The organism is Pseudomonas sp. S3_E10, from assembly GCF_054667615.1.
Window position 1 is genome coordinate 2,800,934 of the sequence record NZ_CP162743.1, and the last position, 25,267, is coordinate 2,826,200.

The window sequence follows — 25,267 nt, forward strand, 5'->3', positions numbered from 1 at the left end:
TTGAGGCACTCAAGGCACAAACTCCACCCTCAACCCGCGACTCGCAGTGCGCCCCTGATCATCGCTCACCCGCAACCGATACTCCCCGGACTTGCCCGGCCGCCAGTTCAGTGTGGTTTGCGGCGGGCCCTGGCCGATCAAGGTTTGATCAGCAAACCAATACAGCGTCGCCGCATCGCTGGCCGCATTCGCGTTCAACGGGATGCTTTCCTGGGGCTGGGACAGGCGCAACTGATAACTTACTTGAGTCAGCGGTGAGCGGATCTGCGGCGCCTCGCTCTGGTCGCTGATGCGGTTGGGCCGGCAATTTTTCATCACGTTCGGCGGCGTGCGGCGAGGCAGGCCTGCGGCGCGGTACAGGCGTTGCACGTCGCTGGGCCAGAATTCGAAGATTTCTTCGCGGGTGTACTGCGGGTCGAACGGCGGGCAGGCGGCCTTGCCGGTGCGGGTGTCGATTAGCACCGGGCGATGCAGGTTGGACACGCGAATCGGTGAGACGCCAGGGATATACCAGGTCTTGCGGGTTTGCGGGCACCAGCGATTGGGCAGCTCGCCCGACGCCGCGCAGACGTCGATGCGCACCAGACCGGCGGGTGGTTTATCGGCTTTGATCGCCACCGTCGGCAAGGCCAGCGGCAGGGCGTCAGCGATGCGAAAGAACAGCGGCGCGGCGGTCTTGGCGCCGATAAACGCCGGGTTCGGCCGGCCATCGAAGTTGCCCACCCACACCACCAGCACGTAGGGGCCGACCAGGCCGGCGCTCCACGCATCGTGAAAGCCCCACGAGGTGCCGGTTTTCCATGCGGTGCGCCACTGTCGGGCGGGCAGGCCATCCGGGCGCGGGTTGCGGCGCAGCATGTCGCGCACCATAAAGGCTGCCTGGGGCGTGAGCAGTTGCGCACCAGTGGCCTGCGGTTGCTCCTGCAAGTAGCGCAACGGCCGCAGGTGCCCGTCGCCAGCCAGCATCACATACAGCCGCGCCAGCTCCTCGGGGGTCATCTCGCCGCCGCCAAGCGCCAAGGCCAGGCCGTAATGGCTTTCGTCGCGCAGGCCCTTGATACCGGCGCGTTGCAGCAACCCATACAGCGAAGGCGATTTAACCTGGCTGGCCAGCCACACCGCCGGGATATTGCGACTACGGATCAAGGCATCTCGCGCGGTCAGCGGCCCGACAAAACTGCCGTCGAAGTTTTCCGGTTGGAAGTAGCCGAAGTTACTCGGCAAGTCCTTAAGGATACTCATGGGGTGAATCACCCCCTGGTCCAGCGCCAGCCCATAGAGAAACGGCTTGAGCGTCGACCCTGGCGAGCGGCGCGACAGCACGCCATTCACTTGCCCGTGGATGCCTGTGGATAAGTAATCCGCCGAACCCACCAGGGCCTTGACGCTCTGGTCGCGGCTGTCGATCAGGATCGCCGTGGCGTTTTCCACGCCGGTGCTGCGCCGCTCGGCAATAAAGCCGGTGATCAGGCGTTCGAGCAACTGCTGCAAGGGCAGGTTAAGGGTGCTATTCAATTCATTGCCGGCCTGGGACGCCAACAGTTGTTCGCTCAGGTGCGGCGCCAGAAACGGGATCTGCTGGCGGTTGCGCGCCTCCAGCGGCAAGTCCAGCAAACTGTCATTGCGCGGGTCGTGTGGATAAGTTTCGCGCCAGTCATTCATCAGGCGCAGCCGCGCGGTTTGCAGCGAGGGGCCGAAGCGCGCGCGCCGCCCCGGCTGTTGTGGGATAACCGCCAATGCCAAGGCTTCGGACAACGACAACTGCGCCGACGATTTGCCAAAGTAGATGCGGCTCGCCGCCTCGGCGCCTTCGATATTGCCGCCCATGGGGGCCAGGTTCAGGTAGGCCTCAAGAATGTCGTGCTTGCTGTAGCGCGCCTCCAGCCACAGCGCCAACGCCATCTGCTGCACTTTGCCGGGGATCTGGCGGGTGTTCAGGTCCCACAGGCGTCGTGCCAGTTGCATGCTCAAGGTCGAGCCGCCCTGGCGTTGGCCGCCGCTGTAAGTGGCCGTGGCCGCACGCAGCAACGCCGCAGGATTGACCCCTGGGTGCCAGTAGAAATTGCGGTCTTCCTTGAGGAGCAACGCCTCGACCAATGTCGGCGAAATCCGCTCCAGCGGTAGCCACAGGCGGTATTGGCCGTCATCCGCGAGGGTCATGCGCAACAGCGAGCCATCGTCAGCCAGCACCACCCTGGAGGAGGTGACGGCTTGTTCCAGCGGCGCATGGGGCCACCACCGCAACCCCGCCAGCACCGCCGCTGCTGCCAGCAGCGGTGTCAGACGTTTAAGGCTTGGTAATTTCAAGCTGGCCTACTTTGCCGCGCCCTTGCAGGGTGGTTTCGTACATGCCTTCGGCGTAGGCCGGTGGCGTATTGAACGTGCCGGCGTTGGTAGCACGTACGCGGTAAACGAAAGTACCTACATCGCGCAGCGCGGTGCCGTACAGCACCACCCGATCATCACGTACATCCACGTAGTCCGGCTGCCAGTTGCTCAGCTCGGTTTCACCGATTGGCGCTTGCCAGGTGTCGGCTTCTTCTTCGCTGGCTTGCACGTACTCGGATTCCTCGCCTTCGCTTTCCTCGCTGCTGTCGGCTTGCGGGTCCGGCTCCGGCGGCAAGTTATACACAGGCTCGACGCCACCGGGCAGCAGGTCGACGACCGCCACTTGCTGCACCTGGTCACGGTCGGTAGCGCGCAGGCGCAGACGTACCAGGAACTCATCGCCCACCGCGACTTTGCTTACCGGCTCGCCTTTGAGGTCGAGGTATTCGTGGATGATTTCCAGGCCGTTGTTGATGGCCTTGAGCTTGGCGCCTTTATCAAAACCGGCTTCGCTGAGCATGTAGAACGCCGCCGGGCCGTCGGATTTTTCCATCACCAGCTTTTGCGTGGTGCCCGGTACGGCGGCTCGCGGCGGCTGGCCGGCCATTTCCAGCAGTTGTTGCTGCTTGTCGCCCAACCAGGCGGTGGCCTTGAGGGTCATGTCGCTTTGCGCGCGCTGACCATAGTTGTCCAGGGCACGCAGCAACAGGGCCGCCGACAGCGAGTTGTAGCGTTGCTCGTTGAGACGTTTGCCAAGCTTGTCCAGCAGCGCCGTGGGCACATCATCCATCAACTCGGGGAAGTGGCGCGCCAACAGGTGCAAGTGTTCGGCATCGTGCACCAGCGGGTCGTAGTACAGGCCGTCGCTGTCCCACTTATCCACAAGCGAACGCCACGGGATTTTGCGGAACAAGGAGTCGGCCTGGCGATCCTGCTTGAGCAGCTTGTAGCTGGCGGCCAGGTAAGCGGCGCCCAGGTCGTTCTGCCAGCTGTCTTTGAAGTAGCTTTCGTAGCGTTCGCGGATATCGCTCAAGGCGCCGCTTACCAGAATCCCCTGACGGCTCAGCAGGTAACTGGCGTAGGCACGGTTACGCAATTCCGACAGGCCTTCGCTGGGGCCATTGGCCAGGTCCGTCAGATAGGTATTGGCGCGTACCAACACATCTTCCGGTACCGGCAGCCCGCGTTCCCTGGCTTCGATCAGGAAGTCGGTGGCGTACAGGCTGGCGTAGGGCGCCACGTCCGGGTTGGCGGCCCACAAACCGAAACCGCCGGCCTGGTTCTGGCGTTGGCGCAGCATGCGCACCGCGCCGGCGAAGGCCTGTTCGGCCTCGGGTGCGGTGCCGCCCCAGATCAACGCCGGCATGGCCTTGGACACCAATTGTTCGGTGCACGCGTAGCCATAGTCATCCAGGTAATGCTTGAGGCCGTTGGCCCATACCAGCGGCGAAGCGGCCACGCCCAACTGCACGTCGCGCAGTTGGCTGAACAGCTCACGCGTCGGTTTAAGCTCTTTGCTGGCGCTATCGAAACGGCCCAGGCTCAGGGCCACGCGGTGTTCGCTCAAGGGGCGGATCGAGGTGGTTTCCGCCACCTGGATGCGCTTGCCGCCCGGCAATACCGCGATAAATCGCAGGTCTGCCGAGCCGAGGGTGTCGCCGACCTTGATCTTGAACTCGGCAGTGCCTTCCTTGCGCGGTTGCAGCGACAGGGTGCTGCCCTTGTCGCCCTGCACCACCAGGCCGGCGCTGGTCTGCACTTCGAACTTCACATCCGCCGCCGCGTCGAGGTTACTGAACACCCCGGCGCTGACGTTGAACACGTCCCCCGGCGCGACGAAGGCCGGTACGTTTGGCGTGATCACGATGGGCCCGCGCACGTCGGTCGTGGCCTCGCTGACGCCCACGCTGTCGGTATCCACCGCCACCGCAAACAGGCGCAACTTGCCGTTGAAGCTGTCCGGCACCTCGTAATGCAGAGTGGTTTCGCCGGCCGGTAAGTCCACCAGCCCGGACCACCACGCCACTGGCGGCTTATGTTTGCGTTTGAACGGGTTGAGATGATTGGCCAGTGCGCCGTCGGTATCACCGCCGGGCGCCGCCCCACTGAGCAGGCGGGAAAATTCCGGCAGGATCAGGTCAAGAATCTGGCTGGTGCCTACTTCCAGCGCACGTTTCTGGAAGAAGAAGCCCAACGGGTCCGGCGTCTGGTAGCGCGCCACCTGCAAAATGCCCTCGTCCACGGCATACACCACCGCACGGCCCGGACGGTCGGCATTGACCTTGATATCCAGGGTCTGCCCCGGCTCGACCTTCGCCGGGCCTTCGACCTTCAGCGCCATGCGCCGCGCATCCAGGTTGATGCTGAAGGGCACCACGCCGTAGGACAGCGGGCTCATGTAAACCTCGGACGAGCCGATGTCGCGCACGAATTGCACGTTGACGTAGGCATTGCCCTCAAGCCCTGCCGGCACGCGGATATGCTGCACGCTGTTGGTGCTGTCGGCCTTGAACCACTGCTGGGTGTAGACCTTGTCCCGCTCGATGGTGATCAAGCCCGCGCCGGTGTACGGCGCGCGAATGCTGATGGCGATCTCGTCACCGCTGGCGTAGCTGCGTTTATCCAGGCGCAATTGCAGCTCGGCGTTGCGCTCCAGCGAACGCGAGGTGTTGCCGCGCCCGGCCACGCTGTAATCGATCTGGTTGAGCAGGTTGCCGTTGGCATCCTTCAGTTGCAGGGTGAAATCCCCCGGCGTGCCGGTGTTCAGGCTCTGCCTGGCGCCGTCTTTGGTCATCACCAGCGGCGTAGCCGGTTGGCTGATGTTCTTGATGCGCGACTCGTACTTGTAGGTGCCATTGGACTGTTTCACCAGTACCGACACATAACGGTGCTCGACCACTTCGCTGGTCAGGCCTTCCACCGCCAGCGGTGTCAGGTCCGGCGCTACAGCCAGCCAGTGCACTTGGCGCGGGGCGTCCTTGGCGACGTACGACAGTGAATCCTGACTTTTCACACCCACCAGGTAGGGCGCGGACGACACCAGTAACGCACTTTGCGCCGCCACGTTACGCCCACCTTCGGCCTCGAACACCTGAGTCATCACTTGCAGGCGATAAGTGCTGTTGGCGAAGCGTTGCAGGTTGAGGTCGAGCACGGCCTGGCCGTTATCGTCGACAGTGGTTTCAGCCAAGTCTTCAGTGCTGGCGTCTTCCAGGGAGTCGTTGAGGCGGAAGCGGTAATCGGGGTAGCGTTCGAAGGCCGCGAGGGTCGGGCTCAGGGCCATCTTCGCTGTGACGCGGCGGCCTGTCGCCGGGGCGCCGAACAGGTGCATCGCAGTGACTTTGGCCACCACCTGGTCCGGCGGGATCCAGCCTTGCACCGGTGTGTCGTGCAGGCTCAGGCTGACCTTCATGCGGTCCGGCTCGAAATCGCGGACCTTGAAGCTGACACTGCCCAGGTCGGTACGGGTCTGCTTCTGGCCAATCAACTGCAAGGTCGCGGTGTATTCCCCGGCGGGGCTGACTTCGCTGCTCGGGAAATCAAAGGTCTCAAAACCGCTGGCCGACAATTTCAGCGGTTGGCGAATGACCTCCAGGCCGCGCGGATCAGTGATTTGCAGCTCCACCGGCAGGCCTTGCAAGGCGCCTTTCCAGTTGCCGCTGCGCACGATCATGCCCAAATGCGCGGTTTCGCCGGGCCGGTACAGGCCACGGTCGCTGAACAGGTAGGCACTGAGACGATCAATCGCGCCGTCTTCTTCCAAACCGCCTACATCGAAGCGCGACAAATCCAGCTGTTGGGACTGACGGGCAATCGGCAGGAACGACTGGTCATTACCGCGACTGACCACATACATCAGCGGCGTTTTCTCACGGCGCAGTTCATCCAGTTTGGCGAAATGCACATGGCCTTCGCCGTCAGTGTGCCCACTGCTCACCGGCAAACCGTTACGACCAATGATGTCGACCTGTGCGTCGGCCACCGGCGAACCGTTGCCGATGGACTGCACATACACGTCGTGGCTGCCGTCACTGGAGCGTTTGGCGATGATGCCCAGGTCAGTCACCACGATAAACCGCAGGTCGCTGGTGCTGCTGCGGTTGTAGTCGAATGTGCGTTCGGCCGGTTCATCCTGGGGGCTGAGCTTAAGCACGAAAATACCGCGCCGGCCGCCGTTGGCGGTGAGGTAGTGGCTCAGGTCCACGTTGTCGTAGACGGTTTTGGCTGGGTCGTTGGACGACAGCGGGATGTCCAACGTCTGACGCTCGACCATGCGATCGAAGTATTCGTTACCGAAGTTGGGCCGGGCAAAGCTGCCGCTGCTCTGGTCCACCAGGTGTTGTAACTGGTTGGGCAACAGGCGGGCGATTTCCACATGGGCACCCGGTACGCCACGGGCCATGAAACCCAGGCGTTTTTCGCCATTGAGGCTGAGCAACGCGCCGTCAGACAAGAACTGCAATGTGCGCGGATACGCCGGCATGCTCACCAGCGACGCCGTAGGATTCTTCGCCAGATAGCCACCGATAGCTTCCAGGTTGGCGGGCACACGTACATACAGCGCACGACCGGCCGGAGCCTTGAACTTGAAGGCGTGCAGGGTGTTCAGCGGTTCGACGCTGGGCACGTGGGTCAGCGTGACCTTGGTGCTGCGGGCCAGCAGCGCGTCGTCGATCTCGTTGGTGTTATAGGGGCGGGTGTCGTCCTGGGCTTTTTCCGGCAACAGCCAGGCTTGCACCTTACCGGCGATGGTCTCATCGGCCACGGCGCTGGAGCTGCTGAACATCAGCACCGGCTCGGGCTCGCCGCGCTCGTTGTCCACGAAGCTGACTTCGGCGCCAGTAAAGGTCAGGCGATAGCGGCCGGGCACGGTAACTTCCGCTACCAACGGTGCGGTGCTGGCATTGCCACCGTCACGCGCCTTGATGCCCTCATCGAGCCTGGCGCTGACCGGGGTGCTTTCCAGCGGCGTGGCCAGGGCGGCGGAGCGTACGTAGGCGTTGAGTTTTTTCTCGTCGAAGGTGATTTCCGCACGGTTGGGCAACTGGGCGTCGCGGTAGGCCAAGCCTTTGCCGAGGCTGACCGTTACGCGTTTGCGTAGGTTGTCTTCATCTACCGGGTGGGAAAAATGGAAGGTCGCCACCAGCTGTTTCAGCGTTGGATTGGACGGGTCCTGGTACAGCTCGTTTTGCGCCAGGGTGGCGCGGAACGGCTGGGTGGAAAATTGCGCACTGTATTGGTCGAGCAAGACGCCGTCGGCGAGCAGGTTTTTCTTTGCCAGGTCCAGGGTGTAATGCGCGTCGACAGGCCAGTCTTTGTCCGGCACGAACAACAGGCTGCGGTCATCCGCCCAGCGCCAGGTGCCGGCAACCTCGGGTTTGAGGGTAATGCCCTCGGTCACCGGTTTGCCGATGGCCGCCAGTGGCGCCACGGACTCGCCGAAACGCACCTGCAAGTTATCCACAACCGGCGTTGGCTGGGTGTAGTCGGTCAGGTTCGGTTTGTGCAGCGAATAACTCGCGGTGTGCGGTTGCGGCAGGTTGGAATACCAGTGCCAGCCGTAGAAACCCGCAGCGGCGAGCAGCACCAGGCCGAGCACTCCGGCACCGGTCTGGCGCGGATAAGCGCGGGCTTTGCCCCCCAGGGTCGCCATGCCACGGCCGACGGCGCGCAGCCACTTTGGCGGCTGCCACTGTCCGAAAACGGCCCTCCCCACGGTCAAAAACACACCGACAACACGACGGCTGATGGCTTTGAGCGAATCGAACATGGCGAGCATCCCTGGCTAAGTGCGGCGTATCTTACACGCGTCTTTGCTACAAAAGATGTCGCCGATACTTCCTGGTGTCGGGGGAGTCGGATTTTCTGTTGCAGGTGGTGGTGCCGGATCTGCGCGGGTATGAGCGGTTTGTGACCGGCAGTTTGTTGAAGCTGCCGGGGGGCGCGACATTCGCAGCAATTTTGCGATTCAGACGGTGAAAACCCCAGGTCCGATGCCGCTGGGGCATCTACCGGGACAAATGCTCTTGTAGTGAGCGGGCTTGCCCAGGGCAAGCCCCTCCCACATTTTGATCTTCATTGGGTTTTGGGGCGGTGTGGGTCAGGTCCACCAGTACCGCACCAGATGAAAGAAAATCGGCGCCGCAAAACACACCGAATCCAGGCGATCCAGCATGCCGCCGTGCCCTTCGATCATATGGCCCCAGTCCTTCACGCCCCGGTCGCGCTTGATCGCCGACATCACAATGCCACCGGCAAACCCCAGCAGGTTGATCAACAGCGCAATCAAAAACGACTGCCATGGGTTGAACGGCGTGGTCCACCACAGCGCGGCGCCGATGAGGGATGACAGCAAAATCCCGCCGACAAAGCCTTCCACGGTTTTAGAGGGCGACAGGTTGGGCGCGATCTTGTGTTTGCCGAACAGCTTGCCGCACACGTATTGCAGCACGTCCGACAGCTGCACCACGATCACCAGATAGGCGATCAGCAGCAGGTTGCGCCCTTCGTAGCCGGGAATGTCCAGTGTCAGCAGCGCCGGCACGAACGACACGCAGAACACCGCGATCATCAGGCCCCATTGCACCTTGGAGGCGCGCTCCAGGAAGTGCGTGCTGTCGCCGCCCAGCGAGGCGAGGATGGGCAGCAGCAAAAACACGTACACCGGGATGAAGATCGAGAACAGCCCGTACCAATCGGAATAGATCAGCAAGTATTGCAGCGGCAGGGCCAGATAGAACGCGGCCACCAGTGCCGGGTAGTCGCTGCGGCGCGTGGGGGTGAGGGTGAGAAATTCGCGCAGGGCGTAGAACGACACCGCGTAGAACAACAGGATCACCGCGCCGGTGCCGAGCCAGAAGGCGATGCCGATCACCACCACCATGACCCACCAGGCGTTGATGCGCGCGTTGAGGTTGTCGATCACCGCGTTCGGCGTGCCACGGGTGCGCAGTTTGAGGATCAGGCCGATCAGCGAGGCCAGCACCAGGATCGCGCCGATCCCGCCGAACAACATCAGGGTTTGGCTATCCATGTCAGGAATGCTCCGGGGCAAGGGCGAGCAGGGCGTCGCGGGTGCGGGCGAGAAACAGCGCCTTGTCTTCACCGTCTGTCAGTTGCAGCGGCGCGCCGAAGCTGGTGGTGCATAACAACGGCAGCGGCAGTACGCGGCCCTTGGGCATGACGCGGTTGAGGTTGGCGATCCACACCGGGATCAGCTCCGCCTGTGGGTAACTTTTGGCCAAGTGATACAAACCGCTTTTGAACGGCAGCAAGCCGTCTTCCAGATTGCGCGTGCCTTCGGGAAAGATGATCAGCGAATCGCCCCCTTCCAACGCGGCGAGCATCGGTTGCAGTGGGTTATCCACAGGCTCTTTGCGCTCGCGATCGATCAGCACGCCATTGAACACGCGGTTGATGATGTAGCGGCGCAGCGCGCTTTTGTTCCAGTAATCGCTGCCGGCCACCGGGCGTGTGAATTTGCGCAGGTTTTGCGGCAGCGAGGCCCACAGCAGTACGAAGTCGCCGTGGCTACTGTGGTTGGCGAAGTAGATGCGTTGCACCGGCACTGGCGCGCAACCCAGCCACAGGCTGCGAGCACCCGTGACAGTGCGGGCCATGGAGGTAATGAGCGTGGCAACCACAGGTTCGAACATGGGGGGTTCCTTATCCGGCGAAAGGCAGCCAAGGGCTGGCGAGGATCATGCCCAGGGTCAGCAGCGCTTGTGCACCGAGCAGCCAGGCTTGTTTGCGCAGCAGTTTGAGGGCGCCGCGACGACGCTCGGCCCAAGGCCGGCCGGCACGTTTGGGCGATTGCAGGCCGAGGGTCTGCAGGGCTTGGTCGAGGTCGGCGGTACGCCCGGTGTCACGCGCCAGCAGGGCGAACAGGTCGGCATCGAAAGCCACCCGCAGCGCCCAGTATTTTTGCAGCAGCCCGAGGATGATCATCCACAGGCTGAGCAGCAGGCAAATAGGCGTAATACTCGGCATCAGCAATTGCGCCAGGCCGAATAACACGCCGGCGACGGTGAGGCCTGTGGATAACTGATCCAGCGCGCGACCACGGCGCAGCAGGCTGGCAACCACTTGCAGTTCCATATCAGCGGGCATGGGGCAAACCCTCCAGTGCTTCACGGTGAGCGGGATGCAAGACCACGTTGGCCCGCGCTGTACGAATGATAGCCAGCGCCTGTTCCACCGTCGGGGCACGCCCGCTGTGTAGCAGCCAGGCGGCGACGGCGGTGGCGCTGCGCGAGTAGCCGAGGGCGCAGCACACCAGCAACGGGCCGCTTGCGCGCAAGCGTTCGATGGCCTCGGCCGCGTGCCGGCATTCGGCTGAAGTCGGTGCGATCAAGTCCAGCACGGGAATACATTGATACGCTCGGGCCTGTGGATTAATCGGCAGTTCGGCGCAGAGGTCGACGATAGCGCTGAATGAACCCTGCTCTTTAGAGGTAGGAATTCGCCCAAGCCAAACGTTATCCACAATCAGATCGGGCTGTGGATGCCTGTGCGTCCACAGCCGTGAATTGATCCACGCGGCCGCCAGGTAAGGTGCATATAGCCAGCGCGCGGCGGGCGTGAGCCGGCCATCGGCACGCTTTTGGAAGCCTGCCGCGCCGAGCACACAGTAATTGGCCATGACCAGGCCGAGTGACGTCGCCGGCCACAGTAACCACAACCACCCCCCACGCAGGCTGAGCGCCAGAAGGGCCAACGCCAGCGCGCCTATCCCGTAGCGCATACCCAGCCGCCAGCGCTTCGGGTCGCGGCTGAGTCGCGCATTCAGCAGCGGGCTCGGGTGTTCCACCGGCCACAACCACACGCACAGCCAACCGGCGAGGGCACCTGTGGGTAAGTCGATAAAGTGGTGTTGATAAGTGGTCAGTACCGAAATACCGATCAGCGCGAACCAGCCGTGCACCAGCCAACGCCAGACCCCTTGGCTGTGGCGTTGGAACATGACCCATAGAATCACCAGCAACGCGATATGCAGCGACGGCGCCTGGTTGAACGGCTTATCGAAGCCCGCCAGCACCGCAAACAGCCAGCCAAACACGCCATCGAGCTCCGGCCGTTCGAACGTGAAACGCAGCGGCCAGATCAGGAAGCAGCTCACCGCAATCACCTGCGCGCTGAGCAGGCGCAATGCATGTTGCTTGAGTTCGTGGCGAGTGTTGGGCAGCAGCAGGGAGAAACCGTAAAGCAGGTCAATGGACCAATAGGGCACGATGGTCCACGCCCAGAATGGCATATAGGTTTCCCAGCCGAACACCAGCGTGCCCACGTCGCTGCGCTGGCTGGTAACCCAGGTGGCGAAGCCGTAGGTGCTGAAGAACAGCGGCGCCAACAGCAGCAGCCACAAGACTGCTGGTTTTAATAGACCGGCTTCGCGCATGCTCAGATCTTCTGTGCCAGGGACACGGTAAAGATGCCCCACTCATCCACGCGCTGGGTGATTTTGCGGAAACCGGCGGCTTCTACCAGTTGATCCATTTCCGCCTGGCTGCGTCGGCGCATTACCCAGGCCTGGCCCTGGCGATGGCTGGTAAGGGCGCGCGCGATCAGCTCCAGTTGCGGATGCCACGGTTGGCCGGTGTACACCAGATAGCCACCCGGTTCGACGGCTTCGGCCAGGCCGGCCAGCGAACCGCCAACCATGCCGTTGTCGGCAAACAGTTCATACAGCCCGGACACCACGGCCAGCGTCGGCTTGGGGTCCAGGGCGGCCAAGTCCAGGCGGTCGAACGCATCGCCTTTGACGAACTGCGCGATGTCCCCCAGGCCCTTCTCACGAATCAACGCGCCACCGTCGCGCACGTTGATGTCGCTGTAGTCACGCAACAGAATCGACTCCGGCAGCGGCGACACGCCCTGCAAGGCTTCCAGGATGTAACGCCCGTGGCCGGCGGCGATGTCGACGATACGCACCTCACGCTCATCCGCGCGCAGCTTGGCCATGGCCAGGCGCAGCAGTTCTTCGACGTTCAGCTTGCGCTGGCGAATGCCGCGCCAGCCGATGGAGTTGAGGTAGTTGGTGTCGATCATCCGCCCCAGCCTGCCCTTGCCGGTGGGCGTGTTGCGGTAGACGTAGTCCAGGGTACTGCCGGAGTCGAAGCCGGTGTCGAAGCCCAGTTTCACGCCGTCCGACAGGTTCTTGCCCAGGCCCATGCTGGCGCGGGTCATGCGCCAGTACAGGTCGCGCAGGGAATTGCGCGGCAGCGGCGCGGCGAGGGATTCGGATTCGGCGCAGGTGGCGCCGAGTTTGTCGGCGTCCAGCAGCGAGGCGCGGTCCAGCGGGTGCTCGAAATTCTGCAGGATAAAGCGTCGGGCGCTGCTCACGGCCACCGCACGGTCGCGTTCGCCGAGGGTGTCGTGGAAGAAGCCGGGGAGGACGTGCAGTTCTTTTTTCAGGCTGCCGAGGCGATCGAAAAATTGCTGCTGGGGTTTGCGGTGCACCACAAAATCCGAACCGGAGACGAGCAATTGGGTCGGCACCTGGATCGCCTGGGCATCGGCCACCACTCGGTCGGCGGCTTCGTACAGGCCCAGCAGCACATTTACCGAAATCGCCTTGGTGATCAGCGGGTCGCTGTCGTAGGACGCCACGCGCTCGGGGTCATGGCTGAGGAACTTGGCCTTGACGTAGCTGTTGACGAAAAAACTGCCGCGAAACTTGCGCATCAGCGCCAGGCCCGGGCGAGCGAAGGGCACGTACAGCTTGACCTTGAACGCCGGGGAGGCAAGCACCAGCGCGCGGATCCTGGGGGCATAATCGTGCACCCAGGTGGCCGCGATGACCGCGCCCACGCTTTGCGCGATCACTGCGAAGTTTTCTTCCTCGATGCCATACGTGGCGCCGATATGGTCGCAGAAGGTCTGCACGTCGCGGGCGCTGGTGGCGAAGCTGGGGCTGTCACCGCGCTCGCCGGGGGACTGGCCATGGCCGCGCGCGTCCCAGGCGAAGAAGTCGAATTGCGGCAGGTTCAGTTCATCGACCAGGTGGGCGATACGCCCCGAGTGCTCATGGCCGCGATGGAACAGCACAATGGCTTGGCGTGGCGCGCCGTCCGCTGAGGCGGTGGCTGGCCAGTGCCGATAGAAAAGCTCGACGCCATCATGGGTACTGAAGGTGTGCTGCTGCTGTTCGCGCATCGCAAAATCCTTATGCAGAAGGGGAAATGGAGTGTTCTTCTTTGAGACCCTGACGCACCCGGTTGACCAGGGTGTAGGCGAGCAGGGCCGCGACCAGCCACATCACCGTGTCGACCCAGCCGGCGCCGAGCCAGCCCAGCGCGACGCCGGTGGCCAGCACGCCGAGTACAAAGGCCCGATCACTCTTGCCCATCGGCCCGTCGTAGCGTCGCGAAGCGCCGACCATGGGCCCGAGCACGCCGGCGTATTCGCTGAATACCGCGAGCAGCGCCACCAGCAGCACCGGCGCCAGGCTTACCCCGGGGATCAGCGCAAACGGCAGGATCAGCGCGCTGTCGGCGATCACGTCACACAGTTCATTGAGGTAGGCGCCCAGGCGTGACTGCTGGCCGAACTCCCGGGCGAGCATACCGTCGATGGCGTTGAGGGCCATGCGCAGGATCATCCACAGCGGGATCAGCGCAAACAGCCACACATGCTGGGCGAAGCTGGCGATCAGCAGGCCCACCAGCAGCGAAACCACGCCGGCCAGCACCGTGATCTGGTTGGCGGTGGTGCCGTTGTCATACAGACGCTGCACGAGGGGCCGCAGCAGGTTTTGAAAACGCGGTTTGAGCTGATAGATCGAAATCATGGGGAGGTGACGCTTCCTTGTCCGTGGGCCCGCGAAAAACTGGTTGGGAGTGTGCCGATTAAACGCAGCATGCACCAGTGATGGCTCGTGTTTATGGGGGGTTAATCACGATTTCGAACGCGCACGGGAGCAAATGTGGGAGGGGGCTTGCTCCCGCTCGCGGTGGGTCAGTCACTACAGGCCTGGCCGACATACCGCCATCGGGAGCAAGCCCCCTCCCACAGGGGGTCTGTGGTGTATTCAACGAACAAAAATTTCACGCCCCGTGTTATATCGTAACGAACTGTGTGTGAGCGGGCGTTAAGTCGATGCAAGTGGATTTAGAAGCTGACGGCGCTTCGGTGGAAGGCCTTCCGCGTTTTCAGCAGGGGTTGTTCCATGCCCGTCGATTGCGCCAGGCCGGTGCCAGCCTGACGGTGCTGGCCGTCGGCGGTTGGGTGTTGGCGTTGTTTGTCGCGTTGTTTGCCCCGTTGTCGATCTGGCCGGTGGTGTTGATCAACTGTGCGTCGGCATTGCTGGTGCTGGTGGCGGGGTTGCAGTCGGCCTGGTGGGTGGCGGACTGGCGCGCCCAGGCGTTGGAAGAACCGACGGTTGAGCTGATCCCTGCGCCGGCTGAAGACCCTGGCGTCTATGCACGCCTGGTCGGTCGTCTGGGCAGTGGCTTGCTGGCGCAGATCGGCACGCCGGTGTTGTGGCTCGCGGGTTGGTCGCTGCTGGCGCTGATCAGCATTATCGAATTCTGGAACCTGGCGCTGCCGGCCGCGGTGGTCGGCCAGTCCGCCAGCGTTGGCGCTGCGCTGGCGTTGGCATTGGCGTTTGGCTTGCTGGTATTTGAGCGGCGCCTGGCCCAGGAAACCGCCGCGCAATGGCCGGAAGCTTCGCAACTGGCCCAGTTGAGCCGCGTGGCGATTACCTGTCTGCTGGTCAGCGCGGTTTGCCTGCTGTTTGCCGGTGCCGAATCGGTGTGGCCGTTGCGCCTGGTGGTGCTGATCGGCCTGCTGCCGGCGCTGGTGGCGGTGGAGTTTCTGCTGAGGGGCGCGTTGTCGCTGTTCAGCCCGCGCCAACCGCGCCTCGAACCGCGTCTGATGGCGCAGAGTTTTATCGCCGGGCTGCTGCGCTGGCCGCCACAGCCGCTGCTGGCGTTGCAGCATGAATTGCACAATCGCTTCGGCATCGACCTGCGTCAGATCTGGGCCTTTACCTACATGCGCCGCGCATTTTTGCCGGTGCTGCTGGTAGTGCTCACGGTGGGATGGGCGCTGACCGGCGTGCATGAAGTGCCGCTGCAAGGCCGTGGGATCTATGAGCGCTTTGGCAAACCCGTGCAGGTGTTCGGCCCGGGCTTGCATGCCGGTTTGCCGTGGCCGCTGGGCCGCGTGATCAGCGTGGAAAACGGCGTGGTGCATGAACTGGCTACCAGCGCCAGCGAAGCCGCCGCGCCTGAGCTGGCCCCGGCCGAAGGCCCGCCGCCCGCCATCGCCAACCGCTTGTGGGACGCCAGCCATGTGAATGACAAGTCCCAGGTGATCGCCAGCAGCCGTGGCGACAAGCAGGGCTTCCAGATCGTCAATATGGACGTGCGTTTCGTCTACCGCATCGGCCTGACCGACCAGGCCGCGCTGGCCGCGACCTATCACAGCGCGAATGTGCCGAGCCTGATTCGCAGCACCGCCAGCCGCATCCTGGTGCATGACTTCGCCTCGCGCACCCTCGACGAATTGCTCGGTGAGCAGCGCACCCTCTTGGCTGACGAAATCGGCCGCGCCGTGCAGGCCGACCTGCAAAAGCTCGACAGCGGCGTGGAAATTCTCGCCACCGTGGTGGAGGCCATCCACCCTCCGGCCGGTGCCGCGAATGCCTACCACGGCGTGCAAGCCGCGCAGATCGGCGCCCAGGCGCTGATCGCCCGCGAGCGCGGCGCCGCCAGTGAGCACACCAACCAGGCGCTGCTGCAAGCCAGTACCGCCCGCGACCGGGCCCTGGCCACCGCGCGTGAAGTGAATGCCGGCGCCCAGGCGGCGAATCTGCGCTTTGCCGCCGAACAAAAAGCCTACGCCAGCGCGGGCCAAGCCTTCGTGCTGGAGCAATACCTTGGCCAACTGAGCCAAGGCCTGGCCAATGCCAAGCTGCTGATTCTGGATCACCGCCTGGGCGCCGACGGCGCACCGACGATCGATCTGCGTTCTTTTACCTTGCCGGCCGACCCTTCGGTGCCGCGTAAAGCCGTTCAATAAGGAGTCTGTCTGTTGAGCGCTCATTCTCACGATCACGGTCATCACCATCATCACGGCCACCACCATCACCACCACGGCGATGAACACGCGGCCGGCCCCTTTCCTTGGCGGCGCATGGCCTGGGCCGTGTTGCTGGTGCTGTTTGCGGTCGCGGCGGCCAGCCTGGTGCAGGTGCGCTCCGGCGAAGCCACGGTCATCACGCGCTTCGGCAACCCCTCGCGAGTACTGCTTGAGCCGGGCCTGGGCTGGCGTTGGCCGGCTCCGTTCGAAGCGGCGATCCCGGTGGACCTGCGCCTGCGCACCACCTCCAGCGGCTTGCAGGACGTGGGCACCCGCGATGGCCTGCGTATCATCGTGCAGGCCTATGTGGCGTGGCAGGTGCAGGGCGACGCCGACAACGTGCAGCGCTTTATGCGCGCCGTGCAGAACCAGCCGGATGAAGCGGCGCGGCAGATTCGCACGTTTGTCGGTTCGGCGCTGGAAACCACGGCGGCCAGCTTCGACCTGTCCAGCCTGATCAATACCGACGCCAGCCAAGTACGCATTGCTGATTTTGAAGCGCAGTTGCGCCAGCAGATCGACCAACAATTGCTCACCACCTACGGCGTGCGCGTGGCCCAAGTGGGCGTCGAGCGTCTGACGCTGCCCTCGGTGACTCTCACCGCCACCGTGGATCGCATGCGTGCCGAGCGCGAAACCATCGCCACCGAGCGCACCGCCGTAGGCAAGCGTGAAGCGGCGCAGATCCGTTCCGCCGCCGAGCGCGATGCGCGCATCGTGCAGGCCGACGCCACGGTGAAAGCCGCCGATATCGAAGCGCAATCGCGGGTCGAGGCGGCGCAGATCTATGGGCGCGCCTACGCCGGCAACCCGCAGTTGTATAACCTGCTGCGTTCGCTGGATACCCTGGGCACGGTGGTCACGCCGGGTACCAAAATAATCCTGCGCACCGATGCCGCGCCGTTCCGTGCGCTGGTGGATGGGCCCAAGGACATTCAGCCATGACCGAGCGTGACAGCCCGGACAGCCCCTGGATCCAGGCCGGACGCCTGACGTTCATGGCGCTCTACGCGGTGACGGTGTTGGCGGCGTTGGCCTGGGCGTTTTCCAATGTGCGCCAGATCGACCCGCAAAACCGTGCGGTGGTGTTGCACTTCGGCGCCTTGGACCGCATCCAGAACGCCGGGCTTTTATTGGCTTGGCCGCAACCGTTCGAGCAGGTGGTGCTGTTGCCGGCGGCCGACCGTGTGATCGAGCGGCGAGTGGAGAACCTGCTGCGTTCCGATGCCGCGATCCAGGCCGACCGCGTGGCCAGTTTCGCCACACCCCTGAGCGATGCCCTGGCCGGTTCCGGTTACCTGCTGACCGGCGATGCCGGGGTGGTGCAACTGGATGTGCGGGTGTTCTACAAGGTCACCGAGCCGTATTTCTTTGTATTGCAGGGCGACCACGTTTTGCCGGCCCTGGACCGCTTGGTGACGCGCAGTGCCGTGGCCCTCACGGCGGCGCGGGACCTGGACACCATCCTGGTGGCGCGACCCGAACTGATCGGCAGCGACAACGGCGCCGCCGAACGTCGCGAGCGCTTGCGCGGTGACTTGGTACAAGGCATCAACAAACGCTTGGGGGAGCTGACCTCCAGCGGCCTGGGCCTGGGCATCGAAGTGACGCGTGTGGACGTGCAGTCGAGCTTGCCAAGCCCGGCGGTGAATGCGTTCAACGCGGTGCTCACTGCCAGCCAGCAGGCTGACAAAGCGGTGGCCAACGCCCGCACCGACGCAGAAAAACTCACCCAGACCGCGACCCAGGCGGCCGACCGCCTGGTGCAGGTGGCCCACGCCCAGGCCAGCGAGCGTCTGGCCAATGCTCAGGCGCAAACCGCCACCGTCACCAGCCTCGCCCAGGTCAAAGACCCAGGCCTGCTGTTGCGGTTGTACCGCGAGCGCCTGCCGAAGATTCTCGGCCAGGCCGGCTCTGTGACCACGGTCGACCCTAAAGACGACTCCCGCTTGATCATCCAGGGAGCCGAGCAATGAGCGCACCCATGCTGACCTCCGTCGAGCAGCGCAGCGCCGCCCGGCAATTGACCCTGGCGATGTTGGCGCTGGGCTTGCTGATGCTGGGCCTGGTGTGGCGCTGGCTGGCGCCGGATCAGAGCGGTGTGAGCCAATTGCTGCTGGGCGTCGCCTCGTTGCTGGTGGCCGTGCCGGTGATGCGCTCGGCCTGGTTCAGCCTGCGCTTCCCCAGCCTGCATGGCATTACCGACCAACTGATCGCCCTGGCCATGCTCGGTGCCTGGGCCACGGGCGATCTGCTGACCGCTGCGTTGTTGCCGATCATCATGATCTTCGGCCATGTGCTGGAGGAGCGCAGCGTGATCGGCTCCCAGGAGGCGATCCATGCCCTGGGCAAGCTGACCCGCAGCCACGCACGCTTGGTGCAGGCCGACGGCAGCATTGTCGAAGTGGACAACGGCACGTTGAACACCGGCGATATCGTCGAAGTGCGCGCCGGTGACCGCGTGCCGGCCGATGGCGTGGTGCTGTCCGGCCAGGCGAGCCTGGACACGGCGCCGATCACCGGGGAATCGGTACCGTTGGAAGCCAGCGCCGGTATGCAGGTATTTGGCGGGGCGATCAACCTCGACGGGCTGTTGCGCCTGCAAGTGACGCGCACCGGCGATGAGTCGACCCTGGGCAAAGTCATCGCATTGATGCAGAACGCTGAACGTTCCAAGCCGCCGATCACGCGGCTGTTGGAGCGCTATGCGGGCAGTTACATGGTGTTGGTGTTGTTGCTGGCGGCGGTGACCTGGTTTGTGACTAACGATGCCCAGGCAATGCTCGCCGTGCTGGTAGCGGCGTGCCCCTGTGCGTTGGTGTTGTCGGCGCCGGCCACGGCAATTGCCGGGATCGCCGTAGCGGCGCGCCACGGGATCCTGATCCGCAGCTCGGCGTTCCTTGAAGAGCTGGCGGACTTGACCTCGTTGGTGGTCGACAAGACCGGCACCCTCACCTTCGGCACCCTGCGTTTACAGTCCATTCAAACCTCGTTTCCGGATCGCCAGGCGCTGCTCAACCTGGCGGCCAGCCTGGGTTCGGCCAGCAGCCACCCCGTCAGCCGCGCGTTGGCCGGGTTGGCGGTTCAGGAACACCTGCTGGCGTTGACCGACATTCGCGAACGCCAGGGTCTGGGCGTGGTGGCGCAGACCGGGCAGGGCGAAGCGGCGCTCGGACGGCCGGAATTGTTCGACCAGTTGGGCATTGTCACCACCACGGTCCCCACCCATGACGGCCCGATTGCCGGGCTGGCGCTCGACGGGCAATTCCTTGCCTGGCTGCTGCTGGCCGACAGCGTCAAGCCGGAAGCGCGTCAGGCCTTGCAGGAACTGCGCGACCTGGGCCTGGGCCGCCAACTGTTGCTGACCGGCGACCGTCAAAGCGTGGCCGACAGCCTGGCGCTGGACGTGGGCATCAGCGATGTCGAAGCCCAGGCGTTGCCCGAGGACAAACTCAATCGTGTGCTGGGGGAAATCGGCAGCGGTTTCCGGCCGATGGTGGTGGGGGATGGGATCAACGATTCCCTGGCGCTCAAGGCCGGTGTGGTCGGCATCGCCATGGGCGCGGGCGGTGCGGATATCGCGCTGGCATCGGCGGATGTGGTGTTGATCGGCAGCGACCTGCGCCGATTGGGCACGTGTGTGCGCTTGAGTCGTCAGTGTCGGCATACCTTGCAGGTCAATGTGATCATTGGCCTGGGTTGGACGTTGGCGATCGTGGTGTTTGCCGCATTCGGGTGGTTGGGGGCGGCGGGGGCGATGATCGCGGCGGTGTTGCACAACCTCAGTACGTTGCTGGTACTGGGCAACGCCGGGCGTTTGCTGCGGTTTCAAGAGCCGCTGTTGAAGCTCGACGAATAAATTCCAGAAATTTTTGCCCAGGGCTGTAACGCCGGTGAGGCGCCTCACTCTAGGGGTGTGTCGAGACTGAACAATCCGTTCAGTCCGACACCCCTACCGATCATGAGGAAGACAACCATGAAGATTAAATCCGCTGCTGCTGGTGCCGCGCTCGCGATGGCCGCCGCTACCCTGTTTGCCGGTGTTGCCACTCAGGTACAAGCGGCAGATGCGCCAGTGCATTGCTACGGCGTGACTTCGTGCAAAGGCATGAACGATTGCAAGACCGCTGAAAACGCCTGCAAAGGCCAGGCAGTCTGCAAAGGCCACGGCTTCAAGGCCATGACCAAGGCTGAGTGCGCCAAGGCGGGCGGCAAAGTCGGCGAGTAATCGGCCAACGCGTGTAACCGCAGCGCAGCCCCAGCGCTGCGGGCACGTTTCAAAGGAGCGAGTCATGTCCGCTTGCCTTCCAAGCCTGGGTTACGGCCTGGGCTTACGCAGTGAGTATTACCAGCAGATCCTTGAACAGTCGCCGGCCGTGGATTGGTTCGAAGTGATCTCCGAGAATTACCTGGTGCAGGGCGGTAAGGCCTTGTACTTCCTGGATGCCATCGCCGAGCGCTACCCGCTGGTGATGCACGGGGTGTCCTTGTCCATCGGCGGGCCCCATGCCCTCGATACCGACTACCTGAAACAGATCAAACAGCTCGCCGAGCGTATCCAGCCGGCGTGGGTTTCCGATCACCTGTGCTGGAGCCGTGGCAGCGCGCACCAGTTGCATGACCTGCTGCCGCTGCCGTACACCGAAGAAAGCCTGTATCACGTGGCCGGCCGCGTTCGCCAAGTGCAGGATGTGTTGCAGCGCCCGCTGGTGCTGGAAAACGTCTCCAGTTATGTGCGCGCCAGGGCGGATGAGTTCACCGAGTGGGAGTTCCTCAACGCCCTGACCCACCTCACGGGGTGCCAGTTGTTGCTGGACGTGAACAACGTATATGTCAGCTCGCGCAACCACGGGTTCGACGCCTGGACCTTCATTCGCAATGTGCCGCCCCAGAGCATTCGTCAATTGCACCTGGCAGGGCATATGGACTACGGCGACTACGTGGTCGATACCCATGACCATCCGGTGTGCGATCCGGTGTGGGCTCTGTATCAACAGACCCTGGAGTATGTGGGGCCGGTCTCGACGCTGCTGGAGCGCGATGACCATTTTCCGCCGTTCCAGGAGTTGCTCGGTGAACTGAGCAAGGCCCGCGAATTGGGCGCCGGCGCCCTGGCCAGGAGGGCTTTATGCGCCTGATCGATTGGCAGTTGGCTTTCGAACAGCATCTATTAACGCAAGCGCCTGAGGCCAACAGTGGCTTTGCCGCCACCTTGCTCGGTGGGCCGACGCTGGATGTGGACACGGGCCTGGCGATCTACCACAACGCTTACATGGCGCGGTTGCAGGAAGTGTTGCGCCATGACTTCGGCGCCGTGCTGTATTGGCTGGGTGATGAGGAATTTGCCGCGCTGGCCGAAGCCTATGTGCGTCGCTACCCGTCGGCCCATTACAGCCTGCGCTGGCTGGGTGAGCGGTTGCCGGCGTTTATCCTCGAGCATTTTGTGGCCGAGCACAGCGCGCCGCTGGCGGAGCTGGCGCGGTTGGAATGGGCCTTTACCCTGGCATTCGATGCGCCGCAGGGCTTGCCACTGGCCCTGGACGATATGGCGCTGCTGCCACCTGAGGATTGGCCGGGTTTGCAGGTTGAGCTGACGCCGTCGGTGCAGACGCTGCTGTGCCGTTTCAACTCGCTGGCGATCTGGCGCGCGAGTAAAGATCAAGCGGATTTCCCTGGCAGCCACGCCCTGGACCCCGCGCAGATCTGCCTGGTGTGGCGCCATCAGCATGTGTGCAACTACCGCAGCCTTGAGCCCGCCGAGGCATGCGCCATCGCGGGCATGGTGACGACTGGTTGGACCTTCGCAGAACTGTGCGAGCAACTGGCAGTCACTTATTCAGAGGGTGCGCCATTGCAGGCGGTTACGTGGCTCAAGCAATGGATCCAGGAGGGCTTGCTGCAGCGGCGAGTCTTATAGAAGAGCGCTATCAAATCGATAGCCTCCTACTTTTTCTGGGGATGGTCTACCCTCTCAGCAGACGTCTGAAACAAGGGGGGACTACTCATGCTCGCGCAACTTCCACCGGCCTTACAGAATCTACAGCTACCGCTGCGTCTTCGACTCTGGGATGGCCATGAATTCAACTTGGGCCCCGAGCCCAGTGTGACCATCGTGGTGAAGGACCCCACGGTTGTGACGCAACTGACCCATCCGACGCTCGATACATTGGGCGAGGCTTTCGTCGAGGGCAAACTGGAGCTGGAAGGCTCCATCAGCGAAGTGATCCGGGTGTGTGACGAGCTGAGTCACGCCCTGGTCGAGGACGACGAGGGCAGTCGACCGGTGCGCTCGATCCACGACAAGGCAACTGACGCAGCGGCGATTTCCTACCATTACGACCTGTCCAACGAGTTCTACCAGCTGTGGCTGGACCAGGACATGGCGTACTCCTGCGGTTATTTCGAAACCGGCAGCGAGTCCATCGACCAAGCCCAACAAGACAAATTTCGCCACCTGTGCCGCAAGCTGCGCTTGCAGCCGGGGGAGTATTTGCTTGATGTGGGCTGCGGCTGGGGCGGGCTGGCGCGTTACGCGGCGCGGGAGTTTGGGGTGAAAGTATTTGGCATCACCCTAAGTAAAGAACAGCTGGCACTGGCTCGGGAGCGGGTGAAAGCCGAGGGCCTGGACGGCCAGGTCGACCTGCAATTGCTCGACTACCGCGACCTGCCCCAGGACGGCCGCTTCGACAAAGTGGTGAGCGTGGGCATGTTCGAACACGTCGGCCACGCCAACCTGGCGCAGTACTGCCAGACGTTATTCGGCGCGGTGCGCGAGGGCGGCCTGGTGATGAACCATGGCATTACCGCCAAGCATACCGACGGCCGCCCGGTGGGCCGTGGCGCCGGCGAGTTTATCGAACGTTATGTCTTTCCCAACGGCGAGTTGCCGCACCTGGCAATGATGACCGCCGAAATCAGCGAAGTAGGGCTTGAAGTGGTCGATGTCGAAAGCCTGCGCCTGCATTACGCGCGCACACTGGACCACTGGAGCGAGCGCCTGGAAGACAACCTGGAAGCGGCGGCGAACATGGTGCCGGAGCAGGCGCTGCGTATCTGGCGGCTGTACCTGGCCGGCTGCGCTTACGCGTTTGCGCGGGGTTGGATCAACCTGCACCAGATCCTGGCGGTGAAGCCGCATGCCGATGGCAGCCATGAACTGCCGTGGACACGGGAAGACATCTACCGATAACCGAAGAACGGTGGTGTTTCAAATGTGGGAGGGGGCTTGCTCCCGATAGCAGGGTGTCAGGCACTGCATCTGTGACTGAGCCACTGCTATCGGGAGCAAGCCCCCTTCCACATGTTGTCCCGTGTTGTTTGTTAGAGAATCGGTGAGATCAAGCGCGCCACGCGCATGCCCAGTTGTTGCAAACGCCGCGTCTCACGGCTTTCTTCCTGGCTGACTTCATGGGCGTGGGCGAAGTCATCCAGCAGCATGTGCTCGACCTCTTTGGCGAAGGCTTCATCGACGGTCAGCAGCATCACTTCGAAATTCAATCGGAACGAACGGTTGTCCATGTTCGCACTGCCGATGGCGCTGATTTCGCTGTCCACCAGCACCACCTTCTGATGCAGGAACCCTGGCATGTAGCGGAACACCCGCACCCCGGCGCGCACGGCTTCGATCGCATACAGACTGGAGGCGGCATACACGATGCGGTGGTCGGGCCGCGACGGCAGTAGCAGGCGCACATCGACACCGCGCAGCACCGCCAGGCGCAGGGCGGCAAACACCGCCTCATCGGGGACGAAATACGGGCTGGTGATCCACACGCGCTCGGTCGCCGCGTGGATGGCCTCGACAAAAAACAGCGAGCAGGTTTCATAGGAGTCCGCCGGGCCGCTGGCGAGCAATTGGCAGAGCACGCCGTCTTCGGGGTAGGCGTCGGGCAGGATCAGCGGCGGCAGTTCCCGGGCCGCCCAGAACCAGTCTTCGGCAAATGACTCCTGCAGGCACGCCACCACCGGGCCGGTGACTTGCGCATGCGTATCGCGCCAGGGCGCCAGCGGCGGTTTTTTGCCCAGGTATTCATCGCCCACGTTATGCCCGCCGACAAAACCGGTGATGCCATCCACTACCACGATTTTTCGGTGGTTGCGGAAGTTGACCTGGAAGCGGTTCAGCCAGCCGCTGCGGGTGGCGAATGCCTTGACGCGGACCCCGGCGTCGCGCAGCGACTGCACATAGCGATGGGGCAGGGCGTGGCTGCCGATACGGTCATACAGCACGTAGATGCTGACGCCTTGCTCGGCTTTTTCCTTGAGCAGGGCATGCAAACGGCGGCCGAGGTCATCGTCATGAATGATGAAAAACTGAAACAGCACTGCCGTTTTGGCAGTGCGGATGGCTTCGAAAATCGCGCTGAAGGTGGCATCGCCATTCACCAGCAGGCGTACTTGATTGTTTGCCAGGCACGGCATGCGCCCCAATTTGGGCATGGCGCGCAGCGAGGCGTAGGCGCTGGAGTTGCGTGCGGCCAGGGCTTCTTCGACCCAGGGGCGCCAGTTCAGCTCGGTGATAGCGGTGTGCATTTCCTGGTTGGCCTGACGGCGGGCCTGGATATACGCGTCGAACGTGCTGCGGCCGAAAATCAGATAGGGGATCAGCGTGAGATAGGGCATGAACATCAGTGACAAGGCCCAGGCGATCGAGCCTTGAGCGGTCCTGACGGTCAGCACCGCATGGATCGCGGCAAGGGTCCCGAAAAAGTGCAGCGTGGCGATGAAGTAGGCGAGCAGGTGCGGGCCGAAGAAATCCATGAACAACATCACTCCAGGCAGTCCATTGCCTAACAGACCATGTTCGGCCTTGAATGTCGCTATTTTATTTGCCATGCAACGCTGGCCCGTTTGCAGC

General features: G+C 63.3%; 17 protein-coding genes and 1 pseudogene. 9 read left to right on the forward strand and 9 right to left on the reverse strand.

Annotated elements, in window-relative coordinates; all coding sequences use genetic code 11:
• Positions 1–9: 9 nt before the first annotated feature.
• Both pbpC and AB4N98_RS12635 read right to left on the reverse strand, forming a co-directional pair.
• Complete coding sequence (gene pbpC / locus AB4N98_RS12630; protein ID WP_065879219.1) at positions 10–2,307, reverse strand: penicillin-binding protein 1C; 2,298 nt, start codon at positions 2,305–2,307, stop codon at positions 10–12.
• Positions 2,288–8,098 (reverse strand): alpha-2-macroglobulin, encoded by a 5,811-nt coding sequence (locus tag AB4N98_RS12635; RefSeq protein WP_065879220.1) that lies wholly within the window; start codon positions 8,096–8,098, stop codon positions 2,288–2,290. The genes pbpC and AB4N98_RS12635 overlap by 20 nt, the downstream gene beginning before the upstream one ends.
• 71 nt (positions 8,099–8,169) lie before the next feature.
• Between AB4N98_RS12635 and AB4N98_RS12640 the strand changes: the two are divergent.
• Positions 8,170–8,360 (forward strand): annotated as a pseudogene (locus tag AB4N98_RS12640) (Lrp/AsnC ligand binding domain-containing protein); the annotation flags it as partial.
• Between the two features lie 68 nt (positions 8,361–8,428).
• Here the strand turns inward: AB4N98_RS12640 and AB4N98_RS12645 are convergent.
• The 6 genes from AB4N98_RS12645 to AB4N98_RS12670 are packed head-to-tail and all read right to left on the reverse strand — an operon-like array spanning position 8,429 to position 14,116.
• On the reverse strand, positions 8,429–9,361 hold the full coding sequence (locus AB4N98_RS12645) for a phosphatidate cytidylyltransferase (protein ID WP_017528659.1): 933 nt from the start codon (positions 9,359–9,361) through the stop codon (positions 8,429–8,431).
• A 1-nt stretch (position 9,362) separates the two neighbouring features.
• Positions 9,363–9,983, reverse strand: coding sequence for a lysophospholipid acyltransferase family protein (locus AB4N98_RS12650; RefSeq protein WP_017528658.1), 621 nt, complete (start codon positions 9,981–9,983; stop codon positions 9,363–9,365).
• 10 nt (positions 9,984–9,993) lie between these two features.
• Positions 9,994–10,437: a hypothetical protein gene (locus tag AB4N98_RS12655; protein WP_065879221.1), complete on the reverse strand. Its 444-nt coding sequence runs from the start codon at positions 10,435–10,437 to the stop codon at positions 9,994–9,996.
• Positions 10,427–11,725 carry a phosphatase PAP2/dual specificity phosphatase family protein gene (locus AB4N98_RS12660; protein ID WP_068936552.1) on the reverse strand — a complete coding sequence of 433 codons (1,299 nt, stop codon included), beginning with the start codon at positions 11,723–11,725 and terminating at the stop codon, positions 10,427–10,429. Before AB4N98_RS12660 ends, AB4N98_RS12655 begins: the two co-directional genes overlap by 11 nt.
• Positions 11,726–11,727: 2 nt before the next feature.
• On the reverse strand, positions 11,728–13,482 hold the full coding sequence (locus tag AB4N98_RS12665; RefSeq protein WP_460149489.1) for a bifunctional alpha/beta hydrolase/class I SAM-dependent methyltransferase: 1,755 nt from the start codon (positions 13,480–13,482) through the stop codon (positions 11,728–11,730).
• A gap of 10 nt (positions 13,483–13,492) precedes the next feature.
• Positions 13,493–14,116, reverse strand: a complete 624-nt coding sequence (locus AB4N98_RS12670) for a CDP-alcohol phosphatidyltransferase family protein (RefSeq protein ID WP_017528654.1) — start codon at positions 14,114–14,116, stop codon at positions 13,493–13,495.
• A gap of 308 nt (positions 14,117–14,424) precedes the next feature.
• On the opposite strand from AB4N98_RS12670, the gene hflK (AB4N98_RS12675) reads away from it, so the two are divergent.
• From hflK (AB4N98_RS12675) to cfaB, 8 genes are all read left to right on the forward strand, one after another.
• Positions 14,425–16,350 carry a protease modulator HflK gene (hflK, locus tag AB4N98_RS12675; RefSeq protein ID WP_065879223.1) on the forward strand — a complete coding sequence of 642 codons (1,926 nt, stop codon included), beginning with the start codon at positions 14,425–14,427 and terminating at the stop codon, positions 16,348–16,350.
• Between the two features lie 9 nt (positions 16,351–16,359).
• Positions 16,360–17,355, forward strand: coding sequence for a protease modulator HflC (hflC, locus tag AB4N98_RS12680; protein ID WP_370737716.1), 996 nt, complete (start codon positions 16,360–16,362; stop codon positions 17,353–17,355).
• On the forward strand, positions 17,352–18,386 hold the full coding sequence (gene hflK, locus AB4N98_RS12685) for a protease modulator HflK (RefSeq protein WP_017528651.1): 1,035 nt from the start codon (positions 17,352–17,354) through the stop codon (positions 18,384–18,386). The genes hflC and hflK (AB4N98_RS12685) overlap by 4 nt, the downstream gene beginning before the upstream one ends.
• On the forward strand, positions 18,383–20,269 hold the full coding sequence (locus AB4N98_RS12690) for a cation-translocating P-type ATPase (RefSeq protein ID WP_065879224.1): 1,887 nt from the start codon (positions 18,383–18,385) through the stop codon (positions 20,267–20,269). The genes hflK (AB4N98_RS12685) and AB4N98_RS12690 overlap by 4 nt, the downstream gene beginning before the upstream one ends.
• A gap of 117 nt (positions 20,270–20,386) precedes the next feature.
• Entirely contained in the window at positions 20,387–20,638 is a 252-nt protein-coding gene (gene bufA2 / locus AB4N98_RS12695) for a BufA2 family periplasmic bufferin-type metallophore (RefSeq protein WP_017528649.1), read from the forward strand.
• Between the two features lie 64 nt (positions 20,639–20,702).
• Positions 20,703–21,548 carry an MNIO family bufferin maturase gene (gene bufB / locus AB4N98_RS12700; protein WP_017528648.1) on the forward strand — a complete coding sequence of 282 codons (846 nt, stop codon included), beginning with the start codon at positions 20,703–20,705 and terminating at the stop codon, positions 21,546–21,548.
• The gene (locus AB4N98_RS12705) at positions 21,539–22,327 is read left to right on the forward strand and encodes an HvfC/BufC N-terminal domain-containing protein (protein ID WP_017528647.1); all 789 of its coding nucleotides are present in this window, start codon (positions 21,539–21,541) and stop codon (positions 22,325–22,327) included. The genes bufB and AB4N98_RS12705 overlap by 10 nt, the downstream gene beginning before the upstream one ends.
• Positions 22,328–22,414: 87 nt before the next feature.
• Positions 22,415–23,599 carry a C17 cyclopropane fatty acid synthase CfaB gene (gene cfaB, locus AB4N98_RS12710; protein WP_017528646.1) on the forward strand — a complete coding sequence of 395 codons (1,185 nt, stop codon included), beginning with the start codon at positions 22,415–22,417 and terminating at the stop codon, positions 23,597–23,599.
• Positions 23,600–23,730: 131 nt separating this feature from the next.
• Here cfaB and cls read toward each other — a convergent pair whose 3' ends face one another.
• The gene (gene cls, locus AB4N98_RS12715; protein WP_460149544.1) at positions 23,731–25,170 is read right to left on the reverse strand and encodes a cardiolipin synthase; all 1,440 of its coding nucleotides are present in this window, start codon (positions 25,168–25,170) and stop codon (positions 23,731–23,733) included.
• Positions 25,171–25,267: the final 97 nt, after the last annotated feature.

Excerpts from the sequence above, each read along its gene's own strand:
- bufA2 (WP_017528649.1), top strand. The coding sequence starts at position 20,387 with ATGAAGATTAAATCCGCTGCTGCTGGTGCCGCGCTCGCGATGGCCGCC.
- AB4N98_RS12665 (WP_460149489.1), bottom strand. The coding sequence starts at position 13,482 with ATGCGCGAACAGCAGCAGCACACCTTCAGTACCCATGATGGCGTCGAG.
- cfaB (WP_017528646.1), top strand. The coding sequence starts at position 22,415 with ATGCTCGCGCAACTTCCACCGGCCTTACAGAATCTACAGCTACCGCTG.
- bufB (WP_017528648.1), top strand. The coding sequence starts at position 20,703 with ATGTCCGCTTGCCTTCCAAGCCTGGGTTACGGCCTGGGCTTACGCAGT.
- AB4N98_RS12655 (WP_065879221.1), bottom strand. The coding sequence starts at position 10,437 with ATGCCCGCTGATATGGAACTGCAAGTGGTTGCCAGCCTGCTGCGCCGT.
- hflK (WP_065879223.1), top strand. The coding sequence starts at position 14,425 with ATGCAAGTGGATTTAGAAGCTGACGGCGCTTCGGTGGAAGGCCTTCCG.
- AB4N98_RS12645 (WP_017528659.1), bottom strand. The coding sequence starts at position 9,361 with ATGGATAGCCAAACCCTGATGTTGTTCGGCGGGATCGGCGCGATCCTG.
- AB4N98_RS12670 (WP_017528654.1), bottom strand. The coding sequence starts at position 14,116 with ATGATTTCGATCTATCAGCTCAAACCGCGTTTTCAAAACCTGCTGCGG.
- AB4N98_RS12690 (WP_065879224.1), top strand. The coding sequence starts at position 18,383 with ATGAGCGCACCCATGCTGACCTCCGTCGAGCAGCGCAGCGCCGCCCGG.
- AB4N98_RS12635 (WP_065879220.1), bottom strand. The coding sequence starts at position 8,098 with ATGTTCGATTCGCTCAAAGCCATCAGCCGTCGTGTTGTCGGTGTGTTT.
- hflK (WP_017528651.1), top strand. The coding sequence starts at position 17,352 with ATGACCGAGCGTGACAGCCCGGACAGCCCCTGGATCCAGGCCGGACGC.
- AB4N98_RS12705 (WP_017528647.1), top strand. The coding sequence starts at position 21,539 with ATGCGCCTGATCGATTGGCAGTTGGCTTTCGAACAGCATCTATTAACG.
- AB4N98_RS12660 (WP_068936552.1), bottom strand. The coding sequence starts at position 11,725 with ATGCGCGAAGCCGGTCTATTAAAACCAGCAGTCTTGTGGCTGCTGCTG.
- cls (WP_460149544.1), bottom strand. The coding sequence starts at position 25,170 with ATGGATTTCTTCGGCCCGCACCTGCTCGCCTACTTCATCGCCACGCTG.
- AB4N98_RS12650 (WP_017528658.1), bottom strand. The coding sequence starts at position 9,983 with ATGTTCGAACCTGTGGTTGCCACGCTCATTACCTCCATGGCCCGCACT.